Raw genomic sequence first — 14662 nt, 5'->3', positions numbered from 1 at the left:
TAATTGTTACTTAGACTGATTTTCTTTATAGGCTTTCTCGTGATCCAGTAGCCATTCTTTTCGCGGCAACGTGCCAGCATAACCCGTTAGTTTACCGTTTGCTCCAATAATTCGGTGGCATGGTACGATAATACTGAGTTTGTTTTTGCTGTTGGCGTTGCCTACTGCTCGAACCGCTTTCTCGCTGCCAACCGCTTTGGCGATAGCGCCGTAAGAGACAGTTTCCGCATAAGGTACATCGGTTAACGCAGTCCACACTTTTCGTTGGAATTCGGTTCCTGTAGAGAGAAAAGGAATCGTGAATTTCATGCGTTGCCCTTTAAAGTATTCTTCCAACTGTTGTTGGCAATCGGTGATGACTTGCGGGCTATCTGGAGAAATCGGATAGTTAATTTCACTTTTCTCGCTAAACGAGATCGACAGAATTGCCTCGTCTGTGCCAACAATTTCGATGATGCCAATCGGTGATTCAAATTCAACCTGATGCAAGTGGCTCATAACAAAGACCTCCATAAATAGAATGTGGCATAGGCTTCCCAGCCTCGCCATTTTTCCGCAAATTTTGTAATTTCTACCTGTGTTGGTTTTCGCTCCATGTTCAACTGAACTTTTAACGCGTTGTGTAAGCCGACATCTGCGAGCGGAAAAGCCATTTGGCTGTGCAGGCATTTCATCATGACATAGTTGGCCGACCAGGCGCCAATGCCTCGGATTTCCAGTAACGAACGCTCCATGTCCTGTTCTTGTAGTAATTGCTCTTTGCTCAGCGTACCATTTGTCATCGCTAAAGCAATGCCCAAAATGTATTCTGCTTTTCGGCCAGTTAATTGCAATGCTCTTAAGTCAGTAACAGACAATAAGGCAATTTTCTCGGGACTTGGAAAGGTCCAATAACGTTCCTCTTCATAAATCAACGACTCTCCATAACTTTCAACAAATCGTTTCTTTAATGTATAAGCGAAAGTCAGATTGATTTGTTGACCCATAACTGCCCATACTAAGGCTTCAAACAAGTCTGGAACACCGATGACTCGTAAACCTCGGTACTGCTGGACCAATGTACTTAATAGGGAGTCTGTTTGTGCCATTGCGTAAAAATCCTGAAGATCCGTTTGCAGATCAAACCAATCCTCAACGTAAGCTCTAACCAATTCGCTATTGCTGGCAGTCGGCGCTCCGAGCGGAAACGCCAAGCGCAAAGCACCCTTTACTGGGGTCATGTGGAACAAGACGAGTTCATTGTTAAGCTTTAGCACCTTTGTCACACGAGCGTTTTGAACCCGGTACAAGTTTTCTTGTGAAGATCTGCCAAGATGAACGAGACATTCCACAAAATTAAAATCAGCAGGTGTCGAAATTTCCATATACAGCTCACTCTGCTTTTTCGTCATAAAGCAACAGGCTCGCTCAGCTTGCGAAATTCACTTGGCGAGTGGGCTTTGAGCTTACGGAATATTTTATAAAAATTAGAGGGACTTTGAAATCCCACACTAAAGCATATATCAAGATTGGATAAATCTGTAGACACCAATAGCTGTACCGCTTTGTCGATTCGAATTTTCTCTAAACAAGAGCGCGGTGTTTCGAGAGTCTCCTGCTTAAATACACGCTCTAAATAAGAAGGACTCATGCCGACATAATCCGCTACTTCCTGTAGACTGATGCTTTTTCTATAATGATTGGTTAAGTAAGTCATCACTTCACGCGTAAGCTCTTCGGCAGGAGAATATTCGGTTTCAGGTTGACATCTTTTACAAGCCCGAAATCCTTTTGCCTGTGCTTTATCCATAGTCGAATAAAATTCAACATTGATCTTTTTAGGCTTTCGAGAACGACAAGAAGGTCTGCAGTAGATTTTGGTCGTTTTCACCGCAGTGTAAAAAAGCCCATCATACTTTCGGTCACAAGCTATAACCTTCTCCCACATTTCATCAAAAGAAAATGGCAGTGTCTCCATGATGTCACTTCCTTCCGCTCCATTCTTAAATTTTCGTTTCCTGATTTATTCAGCTAATCTTCTTCAACTTTTCACTGTTTTTCTTATTCTATAACCATCCAGCTGAAGATGCATCCTCAATCTTGCCTTTTCAGTCTGAAAAATCTCAAGCGAAAGAATTTTATTTTTCTTCACCTTCTTTTATAATGGGTAACATGTCTATGAAAGAAGGAATAATAGTATGGTAGAAATTTTATGGTACATGTACGCTGCTTTTCTGGCCACATCAACGATTGGGTTTTTCATTCACGGTGGCTACAAAAGTCCTGTTTTTCTAATTGATCTGGCATTCACAGTTATTGCGTGGATCGGCTTATTCGGCTTTGTCACGCACTCTCAAATTTTTACGCCCATTGTCTGGCAAGTTGTTTTGGCTGTAGTGGTCGTGTGGGACTTGCTGTTTTTCTTCTTTATCAAAGCCCGATTTACTGAAGAAGAAGCTGAAGCCGGAACTCTGTCTATGACCGTTTTTTCTGGACTGCTGATGCTCGTATTGCTCGGTCCTCTCTATTATGCGTTGTTCCAATATGCATTTTAATAGCTTGTTCTCTATGAAGAAACCGCCCCACATCGTTTTGCGACTGTAGGGGCGATTTTTTGTCTTTCGCTATTTCTGAAACTGTCCAACAAAGTCATTTAGTCGGTCTAGTGTTTTGACCTGACCGTTACAGACTTCAGCGTCTTGGCAAATATAATTGCCACGTTTGATAAACTGTTCTGATCCTGAAGTTTTCGTTTTGGCGATGAACAGCCCCACTTGGCTATGACTATTGCAGATGGTGCAAATGCCTTGCTTTGTACTGCGCGTAAAGCTTCCTTGAACGCCAATCAGCTGATCTGTTAAATCGGCTACTAAATACATCAGATTAGCACTTTCTGTCCAAGCAAGATAAGAAGTTTTATAGAAGTTCGTATTTTCTAGCTTTGGCCCTTTTAGCTTTTTCGCTTTAGGAAATAATTTCTTCACGTTATCTGCAGTAACTGCTTTAAATGGCACGATGTACGGCTGGAGCTGTTCTAAAAATGATTCCGCATCGCTCAGTTCCTTGACTTGTACCAATGAGTTGAGAATTTTCTTTTGTTGATCGGTAAGTATCGGAAATTGTTTAAAGACTTTTTCGTGCGCAAGATGCCGCAATACAATCAACACTTCTGCATCAGTTGCACTCGTCTGCCCTACTACTAAAATCTTTGTTTGGTCTTTGATAAAATTGTATTGGTCATTCCGAATAAAAGCTTTTGGGTTCTCTACTGCGCGATTAATAGGATTATCTGTTTCTGTTGCATGGATCATGCCATCACTCCTTACATTTTTTATGTCTATAAGGAAAAAAGTTGCTTGTGGTTTTATTTTACTTTATCCCGTATAGGTTTTCCATTTAGCCGATTGTCGATTAGAGACATAAAAAAAAAGCTGCGCGTGGCAGCTCTTTTGGTTTGCTTATTTACTGCGTCGTATAACCACCGTCGACCATTAACGTGCTGCCAGTCACAAATTCATTTTCGACTAAGAACACAATCGCGTGTGCAATTTCTTCTGGCTGTCCGAGCCTACCGACAGGATGCTTATCCACTAAAGCATCATAAAAATCACCCAAAGCTTCTTTACTAACCATGCCTGATTCTACATAACCTGGTGCAACCGCATTAACTCGAATTTTGTGTTCAGCATATTGCAATGCCAACGATTTGGTCATAAGATTTACAGCCCCTTTTGAGGCGTTGTAGGCAAAAGCGCCACCTTCCCCAACAGAGCCCAAAATAGAAGACGTGTTGATAATAACCCCACCACCCCCATGTTCTAACATGTTTTTGATCGCATGCTTGGCTCCGAAAAAGACACCGTCTTGATTGACGGAGATGACTTTATGATAGTCTTCATACGTCAACTCATGAGTAACACCTAGTACACCGATGCCTGCATTATTGACCATGATGTCAACTCTGCCGTAACGTTCGACTGTAGTAGCGACTAATTGTTCAACCGATTCTTCACTTGCTACATCAACTTTGACAAACACAATTTCAGCATCGCTTTGTTCTAGTTGCTGTTGTGCTTGCTTGCCGCCTTCTTCGTTAAAATCCGCAATGACTACTTTTGCGCCTTTATCAAGAAATGCCTTTGCTGTTGCCAAACCAATTCCGGATGCGCCACCTGTTACGATTGCCACTTTTCCTGCTAAGTTCATCTGTTCTGCCTCCTTGGATTGGAAAACTCTGTCACTCCTCATTAAACCTCAATGGTCTGAACATTACAACTTATTATTTTTTAAAAGTTACTCTTCTTTTCATCTCTTTTATTTAGCAGCAGGGAAGTAACGGTCTTTCATTTTTGTGGAGAAAACCTCCAAAATGATGGCGAAAATTAACACCATATACGTAATCATTCCTACTTCACGTAAATCGAAATAGAATCCCGAAGCCATAAATAATTCGAAACCAATGCCGCCCGCTCCTGCAGCTGCTCCCATAGCCACAGCCACTGAGAAATTAATTTCAAAACGGAGGAACGTCCAAGACAATAAATACGTAAAAGTTGAAGGCAAAACGGCATGGATAACGATATGCCACCAATTAGCTCCTGTTGCGCGTAGGGCTTCAATAATACCTTGATCTACTTCTTCAAATGCTTCTGAAAAAGCTTTGACCAAGTAGGCAATCGAGTGAAACAACATCCCAAGTATGGCCGCCTCGCTACCAAGTCCTGCAGCAATGGCAAAGATTAATACCCACAGGACCGTAGGAACCGCTCGTATAAAAGCCACCATGATACGCACTGTTTTTGAAATCCAAGGCTTAGATAAATTGGCAGCTGCAAGCAAAGCTAGGAAAAAGGCAATAATTCCTCCAAGAATTGTCGATAAAAAAGCCAGTCCTAGCGTGACACCTAGTTGATAAAAGGCTTGTCCCCATGTGAAATGGCTAAGCGCCGGCTCCAAAAACATTGTTTTTAAGTTATCAAGCGTTTCTGGAATAGCTGTCGTCAAATCAAGTCCTGTGTAGTCAAATAGCAAAAAGGCAATGACCGTCAATATGACAAGCGTGGTAACCGTCCATTTCATGATGCGTTCGGGTCTGCTTCCCATTTTGATGGCTATTCGTCCACTTGCTCCACGTTTTATGTATGTACTTGCCTCCATTAAATAATCACCTTCCTGATATAGTTTGACATCAGCTCGATGACAATCACCGCAAGAATAATGCTAAAGGTAACAAGAGCCACAGCATTGTAATTCAACGTTTTATAATACAAGTCGAACGTGTAGCCAATGCCGGTACCCGTTAAAATACCTACTAAGGTCGCACTGCGAATATTAGTTTCAATCATAAATAGGATCCAACTGATCAGCTGGGGCAAACATTGCGGCACAACCGCTTTAAAAACAATTTGAAAATATGTCGCCCCGGTTGCGCGTAACGCCTCGACAGCACTTTGACTCGCTTCGTCTATGGACTCGATAAAAGCTCTCGTTAAAAATCCGACAGACCCTACGAACAAAGCCAAGTATCCAGTCATTGAGTTTTGTCCAAATGACAGCAGTAAAATTAGCGCCCACGCCACGACTGGAATATTCCGTGATACAGATGCCACAAAGCGTGCAAATGCACCCCAAATTGTGCTCGTCCCTGTCGTTTTTGATCCCATCAGACTTAAAAAGAATGCGACGACTGTTCCTGTAGTCGTGGCTGCAATCGATACAAGAACAGTTTCTAGCAATTTCTCCAAAATGGTTGGCAGGCGTTCCCATGTTTCCTGGCTAATCCACATATTCGAGAAAATCCATGCGATGGCTTTTGGCAAAGTCGCAATGCCATGAAAAATGTTGAAGTCGGTAATTGTGATAGAAGCAAAAGTCATCACAGCAATCAGAAAGACAAAAAAGATTGTGTGCCATTTGCGATTGGCTTTTATTGTTTTTTCACTCACTGTAGTTGCTCCTTAAACCGTAATCAATTCTCTGATTTCTGGGCTCGTCTGTGTCTCAGTACCGTAAATGATGTCCGTGTGACTTCGGTGTAAGCGGTAACTTGGTCCATCAAACACGATTCCGCCTTTGTTCAATCCAATGATTCGGTCGGAATAACTTTTGGCAATTTCAACTTGGTGAAGATTGACGATACAAGTGATGCCGAGTTCTTGTGTAATCGATTTTAAATGATTCATGATAACTTTTGAGGCATTTGGATCGAGTGAGGCAATCGGTTCGTCACATAAGACAATTTTTGGTTCTTGAATCAGTGAACGCGCGATACCGACGCGTTGTTGTTGACCGCCACTTAATTGATCGCACCGTTTATAGGCGTGATCTTCAATGCCTAGCTTTTCCAACAAGAAAAAAGCGTGTTCTTTTTCTTGTTCTGTAAATCGACCCAATACTCCTTGAAATGTCGTTTTATAGCCAAAGCGACCATGCAATACATTTTCAATGACCGATAAACGGGGCACTAAATTATAATGTTGAAAAATCATGCCCATATGAGTACGCAGTTTTCGCAGTTCTTTTTTATTCAAATCGCCTACGTTCTGACCGTTAAAAATAACTTGTCCTTCATCAATTTCCACCATCCGGTTAATGCATCGAAGTAGTGTCGATTTTCCTGCACCAGAAGGTCCGATTACAGAAAGAAATTCGCCAGCTTCCACTTCAAAATTCAGCCCTTGAAGAATTTTCGTATGGGGATTATAGGATTTACCAAGATCTTTGATTTGCAATAAAGCCATGCTTACCGTCTCCTTCTCGCCTCGTTTGTCAGACAGCGCATTCCCAGTAGAAGGAATGCGCTGCTGTCTTTTGGTTGTTACTTCGACAATTTACGAATGGCATCAAACCACTCATCTTCAACTGATACAAATCGTTCGTTTGCTGACTTGAAGAACAATCCTGGTTTTCCGGATTCTTCCGGAACGAATATTTTTTCATTGTTTGCAATTTCGTCTGAACTGAATAGTTCTTTTAACGTATCGTAATCTTCTTGACCCATCACGTCTAAATTGGCTACAAATGGTGCATTGAGCACAGGAATAACATCCATCAATGCGAATTCACTTCCTGCTACTGTGTTAAATGGTTCAGTCGCATCGTCTTTAACTTTATAGATCGAACCGACTTTATTGGCTTCGCCTTCTGTTACTTCTACGTAATTTTCAGCACAAGTGTCGCAAAACGATGCCACTTCTACACTGTCGTTTAGTAAATTAACAGCTGAGCCTTGGTGAGAATTCCCAAAAAGCACTTGAGAAAACAACGGACCACCTTCCATCAAATCTTCTGCTACTAAGTCTTCATAACCCGGCTTGTCAGCAAAATGATTGATGATGGTAGAAGATGGGATAACAAACCCTGATGTAGAGCTATTAGAAACAAAGGACATTTTTTTTTGCTCTAATGTGTCTAGTGAGAATTCTCCATCCACCATGAACTCTTCTTGGTTGTCCGCATTGACTGCTAACCAACTGTGGTAGACCGCGTCGTCAAGCGTGCCAGATTCTCCTGTTGGTACGACTAAAGGTTCAATTGCATCATTGCCATTTTTGGCTTCAATATAGCCTTGCGCGCCCATAAACGCCAAATCCGCATTATTGTTGACCATGGTTTCAATCGCAATGGCGTAATCGGTTGTTAACTGATGTTCGACTTCTTTACCGGTTGCTTGTTCGATGGCTTCTCCAATTTCATCACGAGATGATGTCATATCCGATCCAGACTCATTTGGATACCAAACTACTTTGATCACATCGTCAACTTCTGATTTGCCTGCCTCTGCGTTGCCATCTGTACAAGCACCTAATAGTAAAGCTGATCCTACAAGTATAGCCAGTGCTGAACTTCTCTTTGTCATAGTCGATTCTCCTTTGGGTTTGTCTGGAATAGACAAGAAATTCTATTTGTTGGTTACAGTACAACATATTTCCACGACAAAATACTGAAATTTACAGGAACTTTACAGAGTTTTAACGATGGGTAGATCTTCAGGACTAACAATCGCTCCAGGCTCTACTGCTGTACCGAAAGCGCCGTGATAATCGCTACCACCGGTCATGACCAAACCGTATCGCCTCGCTAGTTCTTCTACCTTCTGCTGATCTTCCAGTGAATGATCAAAATGATTACGTTCAATTCCACCAAGACCTGCATCAAGTAATTCAGGTATCAAATCAAATGAATTTAACTGTCCAGGATGTGCCACAACTGCTACGCCTCCATCAGAGACAATGGCCCGAACAGCATCAACCGCTGCGACATACTCCATGTCACCTGCTGCAACGCCATTCCCTTTAAATAGACGTTTGTAAAGGGTTTGATATTCTTTAGTGATGTAATGATCATCTGTTAATTGTTGCATGATGTGCTGTTTGTAAACGGTGGCTGAAGGGTTAGCCGATTCGATAACTGCTTCTACATCCAATTGAAATCCTGCTTCTTTGATCCTGTCCATCTGCCACATTGAATGGCTGTGGCGAAGTTCTGATAGTCCTTTGCATAACTTAGAAATAGCGGATGCTTCCGGACGGAAATGATAGCCGAGTATGTGCACTTTTCGCTGTCGTTTGAAATCATAAGCCGAAATTTCAATGCCTGGTATAGCTTGTATTCCATAGGCTTCAGCGACACGTTGCTGCTCTTGCCAACCCGCAACTGTGTCATGGTCGACAAAGCTGATAGTCGTGACTCCTGCTTTTTCGGCTTTTTTTATGACGTCTGTGACCGAATCTGCTCCGTCTGAATAGTGGCTATGTACATGCAGGTCAGCTTTCAGTGCCAACACCTACTTTGTCAGTAACGGTCAGTGTTCTTGTTTGCATGTCGTAAACTTTGTCGCAAAGCCCTTCCATGAATTCAATATCATGAAAAATTCCAACAAGTGTCGTGCCATTCGCTTTTAACTTTTCAATAATTTCCCGCACTTTCAGTTTTGATTGATAATCAAGGCTGGCAGTCGGTTCATCGAGCAAGAGCAAGCGCGGTTTTTTTACAGTTGCCATCGCAATGTTCAAACGTAATTTTTCACCGCCTGAAAATGTATTGGGGTAGCTATCCCAAAGTTTCGGATCAATTTCAAAATGAGCCAATGCTTTTTCCGCTTCTTCGTGTGCGATTGATGCTGCTGAACCCATTTCTAGTAAAGCGTTGGTTACCAATTGACGACACGTAGTTCTCGGCATGACGTTCAAAAACTGCGATACGTAGCCGATTTCATATTTTCGCAAATGGAGCATTTGTCGTTCGGTAATATGTGACAGGTCGATTTTTCCGAAAGCCGCAGAGTTGTAGAGAATTTCTCCGCGGTCAGGTAAGTATGTACGGTAAATGCTTTTCAGAATGGTAGATTTACCGCTACCGCTTTTTCCAACGATGCCAATGAATTCGGCTGCTTTTAAGGAGAAGTTGATGTCTTTTATAGCTGGCATTATTTTGTTTAGATGATGAATTGTGAACCGTTTCTCGAAGCCTGTTATTTCTAACATTGTCATTGTATTGCCTCCTGTTTTTAGCTTGAGACAGCTGCTTAGCGTGGAGGCGCTCGTGTTCCCTAGGAGTCGAGCGCCTCCACGTCAAGGCAACCAGCGAGAACTACCATAGTCTTCTTGGGTTGTGGAATCGTTAGACGTCGTCACATTCCGTTACTATGTGTAAAAACTTAGCTTATGCCCGTCGAATCTACACGGGCGCTTGCGCTTTTCTTATTGTCCAGACTCCAGCGCCCAGCCCCTCGAGTCGCTTCAGCTTGGCCACTAATGGCTGAAGAACGCCATGACTGGCCAAGCTTCCAGCGCTTGTCGGAGCTACACGGGCGCTTGCGCTTTTCTTTGTCCAGACTCCAGCGCCCAGATTCTAGGGTCATAAGCCAACCCAGCTGTGCGGCAAAGTACGCCGCTTCGCCGGTTTGTCTTATGCCCGTCGAATCTACACGGGCGCTTGCGCTTTTCTTATTGTCCAGTCTCCAGCGCCCAGATTCTAGGGTCATAAGTCAACCCAGCTGTGCGGCAAAGTACGCCGCTTCGCCGGTTTGTCTTATGCCCGTCGAATCTACACGGGCGCTTGCGCTTTTCTTATTTAATTCGGTAGTTTGTTGTGGTGATCAATACGCCGTTGACCATTGTGGTGGTTAGCATTGGGTAGCCGTCGTCCATTCGCTCGATTACTAGGAGGTCCGCTCTTTTTCCGACTTTAATGGAGCCTAGTTCATCGTCCATTTTCACTGCTTTTGCGGGATTCAAGGTAACCATCATGAACATCTTGTGTAAGTTGTTGCCATACTTCTCGTGAAGGTCAAAGACGGCGTGCAGCAGCGCGGGTGGGTAGTAATCGCTGCATAAAATGTCCATACACCCTTGGCTGATAGCTTCTGCAGCGGATAGGTTGCCTGAATGCGAGCCACCTAGCATGACGTTTGGAGCGCCGGCAATGGTATGAATGCCCAATTCTTTTGCTTTTGCCGCAACTTCTAGTGTGATGGGAAATTCGCTGATGGTTGTGCCAAAGCTTTTTACCAAATCGAGTTTTTTAATGTCATCGTCATCATGTGAAGCGACCGCGATTCCATGAGCCCGTGCAATATCTGCTACTTCTTTTATTTTTTGAGTTGTTAGGCATTCCATGCTTTGTCGCTCTGCAATGAGGACATTGACGTCTTCATCTGAAATGTCTCGGTAGCCCTTTAACGTTTCTCGGTAGACTTCTAGATTGCGGTACTGGCCTTGCCCGGGTGTGTGGTCCATAAATGACAGCAAATGTACTTTGCCATCTTCAATGTTTTTCACCAACTGGTCTACTTCATCGATGTTGTCGATTTCAAAGCGTGCATGCAAACGGTGGCGAATTAAATGCAGTCGGTTATGCGTCGTTTCGATAGCATCTACCATTCGCTGGATGTTCGTAGGGTTGCGCATCGGCTTGTGTGAAAAGACATCTTCTTTATAGAACGATAGCGAATGAAACATTGTCGTGATGCCATGGCTGATGAGAATTTTTTCCGCTTCTCGTAAACTAATATCAAAATCCATCATGCTTGTCGGACGCGGTGAAGCGATTGTTTCGATGTAATCAGAATGAATGTCGATAAAGCCGGGAGAGATGTATCCTCCGCGGGCATCAATCAGTCGGGCTTCTGGATAATCACCGATTTGCTCTTTAGGAATGATTGCGCGGATAAGTTCTCCTTCAACTACGACTACAAATCCTTCTAGTATCGTTTGCTCGGTTACGATTTTGCCGTTATGAATAATATACAAAGTATCGATCCTCCTAGAGTAGTGAGTACACAAGTTGCTGCGTGTATGCATGTTGTGGGTCTTCTAATACTTGATCGGTCAATCCTTGTTCGATAATTTCGCCGTTTAGCATGACAATCGTTCGGTCTGCAAGCATGCGAATAACTGCCAAATCGTGTGACACGACGATCATGCTGATGCCAAGTTCCCGTTGTATTTTTTTAATTAAATCCAAAACATTGGCTTGTACAGATAAATCGAGACCGGTCGTCACTTCATCTAAAAATAGAATAGGAGGATTATTTGATAATGCTTTTGCAATTTGAACGCGTTGCTGCATTCCTCCTGAAAAATTGCGTGGTTCTTCTTTCATGCGGTGGAGTGGAATATGGACATTATCAAGCAATCTTTTGCTGATCATTTCCATTTCCCCAACATTTCGATTGCCTGCTGCAATTAGTTTTTCAGCAATATTTCCGACAGAAGAAAAATTCATTTTTAACCCATGGACTGGATTCTGGTAAACCATTCCGTAGTCGTGGTTGCGAATGGAACGCTTTTGTTGAGAAGACAATTCAAATACATTGATACCAGCTAAAGCGGGTTTATCAATATACGCATTCCCTGATGCAACGTCAGTGTCAAAGTAAAGACATTGCATTAACGTTGATTTCCCGCTTCCGCTTTCTCCGACAATTCCTAGAATTTCGCCTGGGTATAAATCAAGAGATACATCGCGCACTGCATAAACTGTGCCACATTTCGCACAGAAATTTTTCTCTAATTGAGCGGCATCCAAATTGTCGCAATGGGGACAACCGGGTCCAAATTGTTTGCGTAAATTGCGGACTTTCAAAATGGGTTCTTCACGCATAGCTGCTCGTCACCCCGACTTTCTCTTTGCTGTTCAACTGATCCATACAATAACTCGTGTCGTTGCATTGGTAGACAGTTTTCCCTGTTTCTTGATCAATTAATTCATCTAAGAAAACGTCTCCTGTGCCGCAAAGACGGCATCCTTGTCCATTAAATGATTCGACAGCAAACGGATAATCATTAAATGCTAATGATTCGACAGCTGTATAAGGTGGAACGGCGTAAATTTTCTTTTCACGTCCCGCACCGAGTAAAATCAAGGCTTCTGAATGATGCATTTTAGGATTGTCAAAACGCGGAATCGGACTTGGTGCCATGACATAGCGTCCATTCACATAAACTGGATGATCTGCATAAGTTGCGGTTTTGCCGTATTTCACAATTTGCTCGAACAACATTAGCCAAGCTCCGCTATAATCATCTTCAGCATGCATGCGCTTTGTTTTGTATTCGCTTGCTTCAACAGGTCGCAAAGGTTCAGGTATAGGTACTTGAAGAATTAGGATTTGATCTTTTGTCAACGGCACTTCAGGGATTCGGTGGCGTGACTGAATCAAATCAGCATTTTCAGTTTGATCAGTGAGTTGAACACCTGTCGTTTCTTGAACGAGTTTTTTAATACTGACTGCATTGACTGACTCGTCAGCCCCTTGGTCGATGACTTTTAGTACATCCGATTGGCCGATTAAAGACAGCGTCAACTGCAGGCCGCCTGTTCCCCAACCACGTGCAATCGGCATTTCCCTTGAAGCGAAAGGTACTTGGTATCCCGGAATCGCCACAGCTTTCAATGTAGCTCGTCGAATCTCTTTTTTAGAACCTTCATCAAAAAAGGCAAAATGCGTATTAGCTCTCAACTGCCGTTCCCTCCTTTTTTACTTGGCGAATACTGTCTAGTTTAGATTGAAACGTGACGTAATGCGGTAATTTCAAATGAGAAATAAAACCAGTAGATTCTACTGAATCGATATGTAATAAGACGAACTCCTCGTCATGAGTTGGGAATTCGGTGTTTGGATGTTCTAGGCACTGATCTAGAATACTCATCGCAATCGCTTTGGTTTCGTTTTGGCCGTAACAAACACCGTAACCAATTTCAAATTCCAATGCATCTTCATTGTTGGTGTTTTTTACAGTGACCGGTACAAATGACTCTACTTCGGTTATGCGTATTTCACCGATATAAAATTGGTCTTCGGGGTCCAAATCCGTTTTGTTCGGATGAGCTGTATAAATTGGAACTTTTCCGACACGAACTTCGCCGACAGTCGGATGGACTTCTCCATATCCTCGTAACGATGCATATCCAAATGAAGTAACAGCTCCTGTTTGGCCCCGTGTCATTACTTGTAAACGGGCACTTCTCGTTGTTGGAAACTGCAAACTTTGTTTAGTAACATCAGTAGGTTGCGCATTATCCGGTTCGAATGTTTCGAACAAGCCTTCTTCACGTAGGTAGTCGACAACTTTTGGGAAATAGACAACCTCTTGTCCCGATTGGATGACTGACAAACTGTCTCGGTAATCTTGCAGCCACTTTCGATTAACTTCAGCGTTTTCTTCCATCATTCCGAAGTCCAGCAAACGGTGTGTGTAATCGTACGTAGCACCTAACAATTGGCCACCGGGAATGTCTTTAAAGCTTGCCGATATTCGCCGTTCGACAAGCATCGTCTCAACTTCGACCGTCTCACTATAGTAATGACGCGGCAAAGTCGAACGATGCGCACGCATCAAGAAAACGGCTTCTTCCATACTGCCTTCACCTTGTTTGATAGCCAAAGCTGCTAGTTCTGGTGAGTACAGACTGCTTTCCGACATTACTTGATCCACCATACTGCCCATTGTCGACAAAATTGTCTTGATTTCTAAAATTTCTTGACCTTTTAATCGTTCGTACGTCAGGCGTTTAATCGAAGCATCAATCGCCTGAGTTCCACCTTTTACAGGAACATAGCCCATCTATTTCACCTCCATCGGAATTGCCGAAACGCTTCTCGGTATACAAGCGATTTGAGCCGCTTTGTCTGCAAAAATGAGATCGATGCCCATTGGATACTCTTTGATGCGACTGTCTCTCGTTTGCCAAAACTGATTGGATTGGCCGGTTTGTAAGTAATCTTCTGTCCGTATTCCTGGTCCAGTCAACTGCAGGGGCCCTTCATTAACCAAATCCGCACTTTCAATGATCCAAGTTGCCGATTGATGCGGATCAATCAAATTACCGATTTTGCACTGTATCATCGCCTCTAAAATGTCTATTTCTTTATCATCTTTTAAGACGATAATAAAATCGGCTTCTTGCACTGATGCAAAACGAGCTGAAGTATACTCAGAAATTTTACCGATTAAGTCTGTTCTATTTTTCGCTATTACATGAAACGTGACTTCAGCATCCAACAGTGCCATCGCACTCAAAATAAGTGCGTCCGTACAGCCAAAATCAACGTCCACATTTTTTGTTTGTTGTTTAATGGTAGAAATAGTTCCTGGTCGTGACATACTATGTACTATTTTTCGATAAACTTGCTGCAAGTCATGTATTCGATCAATCGCCATATTATCTCTCCTGCTCA

General features: G+C 42.9%; 17 protein-coding genes. 1 reads left to right on the top strand and 16 read right to left on the bottom strand.

The genetic code is table 11. The features are described 5' to 3' along the window. Positions 1–6: 6 nt before the first annotated feature. Genes FQ085_RS16915 through FQ085_RS16905 form a run of 3 tightly spaced genes read right to left on the bottom strand, consistent with a single transcriptional unit; the run spans position 7 to position 1957 of the window. Complete coding sequence (locus tag FQ085_RS16915; protein ID WP_058384045.1) at positions 7–498, bottom strand: methylated-DNA--[protein]-cysteine S-methyltransferase; 492 nt, start codon at positions 496–498, stop codon at positions 7–9. Continuing rightward, positions 495–1391: a DNA-3-methyladenine glycosylase family protein gene (locus FQ085_RS16910; protein WP_149457220.1), complete on the bottom strand. Its 897-nt coding sequence runs from the start codon at positions 1389–1391 to the stop codon at positions 495–497. Before FQ085_RS16910 ends, FQ085_RS16915 begins: the two co-directional genes overlap by 4 nt. After that, positions 1388–1957 (bottom strand): bifunctional transcriptional activator/DNA repair enzyme AdaA, encoded by a 570-nt coding sequence (locus tag FQ085_RS16905; RefSeq protein WP_149457219.1) that lies wholly within the window; start codon positions 1955–1957, stop codon positions 1388–1390. Before FQ085_RS16905 ends, FQ085_RS16910 begins: the two co-directional genes overlap by 4 nt. Before the next feature lie 220 nt (positions 1958–2177). Between FQ085_RS16905 and FQ085_RS16900 the strand changes: the two genes are divergently transcribed. Then, positions 2178–2534 (top strand): hypothetical protein, encoded by a 357-nt coding sequence (locus FQ085_RS16900; protein WP_071152833.1) that lies wholly within the window; start codon positions 2178–2180, stop codon positions 2532–2534. Between the two features lie 69 nt (positions 2535–2603). On the opposite strand, the gene FQ085_RS16895 is transcribed toward FQ085_RS16900, so the two are convergent. The 13 genes from FQ085_RS16895 to phnH form a co-directional block, all read right to left on the bottom strand. After that, on the bottom strand, positions 2604–3290 hold the full coding sequence (locus FQ085_RS16895) for a FusB/FusC family EF-G-binding protein (protein WP_149457218.1): 687 nt from the start codon (positions 3288–3290) through the stop codon (positions 2604–2606). Between the two features lie 151 nt (positions 3291–3441). Beyond that, positions 3442–4185 carry an SDR family NAD(P)-dependent oxidoreductase gene (locus FQ085_RS16890; protein WP_149457217.1) on the bottom strand — a complete coding sequence of 248 codons (744 nt, stop codon included), beginning with the start codon at positions 4183–4185 and terminating at the stop codon, positions 3442–3444. Positions 4186–4293: 108 nt separating this feature from the next. Continuing rightward, entirely contained in the window at positions 4294–5136 is an 843-nt protein-coding gene (gene phnE / locus FQ085_RS16885) for a phosphonate ABC transporter, permease protein PhnE (RefSeq protein WP_149457216.1), read from the bottom strand. After that, positions 5136–5924: a phosphonate ABC transporter, permease protein PhnE gene (gene phnE, locus FQ085_RS16880; protein ID WP_071152837.1), complete on the bottom strand. Its 789-nt coding sequence runs from the start codon at positions 5922–5924 to the stop codon at positions 5136–5138. Before phnE (FQ085_RS16880) ends, phnE (FQ085_RS16885) begins: the two co-directional genes overlap by 1 nt. Positions 5925–5936: 12 nt before the next feature. Continuing rightward, positions 5937–6719 (bottom strand): phosphonate ABC transporter ATP-binding protein, encoded by a 783-nt coding sequence (gene phnC, locus FQ085_RS16875; protein WP_149457215.1) that lies wholly within the window; start codon positions 6717–6719, stop codon positions 5937–5939. A gap of 77 nt (positions 6720–6796) precedes the next feature. Then, a complete protein-coding gene (locus FQ085_RS16870; protein ID WP_149457214.1) occupies positions 6797–7837 on the bottom strand; it encodes a PhnD/SsuA/transferrin family substrate-binding protein in 1041 nt (346 codons plus the stop codon). A gap of 102 nt (positions 7838–7939) precedes the next feature. Further along, entirely contained in the window at positions 7940–8755 is an 816-nt protein-coding gene (locus FQ085_RS16865) for a PHP domain-containing protein (protein WP_149457251.1), read from the bottom strand. Then, positions 8745–9470 (bottom strand): phosphonate C-P lyase system protein PhnL, encoded by a 726-nt coding sequence (locus FQ085_RS16860; RefSeq protein WP_058384035.1) that lies wholly within the window; start codon positions 9468–9470, stop codon positions 8745–8747. Before FQ085_RS16860 ends, FQ085_RS16865 begins: the two co-directional genes overlap by 11 nt. Before the next feature lie 579 nt (positions 9471–10049). Further along, positions 10050–11231: a phosphonate metabolism protein PhnM gene (gene phnM / locus FQ085_RS16855; protein ID WP_149457213.1), complete on the bottom strand. Its 1182-nt coding sequence runs from the start codon at positions 11229–11231 to the stop codon at positions 10050–10052. Positions 11232–11244: 13 nt separating this feature from the next. Continuing rightward, positions 11245–12084: an ATP-binding cassette domain-containing protein gene (locus FQ085_RS16850; RefSeq protein ID WP_058384033.1), complete on the bottom strand. Its 840-nt coding sequence runs from the start codon at positions 12082–12084 to the stop codon at positions 11245–11247. Then, positions 12077–12943 (bottom strand): alpha-D-ribose 1-methylphosphonate 5-phosphate C-P-lyase PhnJ, encoded by an 867-nt coding sequence (locus FQ085_RS16845; RefSeq protein ID WP_149457212.1) that lies wholly within the window; start codon positions 12941–12943, stop codon positions 12077–12079. Before FQ085_RS16845 ends, FQ085_RS16850 begins: the two co-directional genes overlap by 8 nt. Further along, the gene (locus FQ085_RS16840) at positions 12933–14048 is read right to left on the bottom strand and encodes a carbon-phosphorus lyase complex subunit PhnI (RefSeq protein ID WP_058384031.1); all 1116 of its coding nucleotides are present in this window, start codon (positions 14046–14048) and stop codon (positions 12933–12935) included. Before FQ085_RS16840 ends, FQ085_RS16845 begins: the two co-directional genes overlap by 11 nt. Continuing rightward, the gene (gene phnH, locus FQ085_RS16835; protein ID WP_149457211.1) at positions 14049–14645 is read right to left on the bottom strand and encodes a phosphonate C-P lyase system protein PhnH; all 597 of its coding nucleotides are present in this window, start codon (positions 14643–14645) and stop codon (positions 14049–14051) included. It abuts the gene before it with no gap. Between the last annotated feature and the right edge of the window lie 17 nt (positions 14646–14662).

This window comes from Planococcus sp. ANT_H30, assembly GCF_008369335.1.
GTDB lineage: Bacteria > Bacillota > Bacilli > Bacillales_A > Planococcaceae > Planococcus > Planococcus kocurii.
This window is presented reverse-complemented; position numbering and strand designations above follow the sequence as displayed.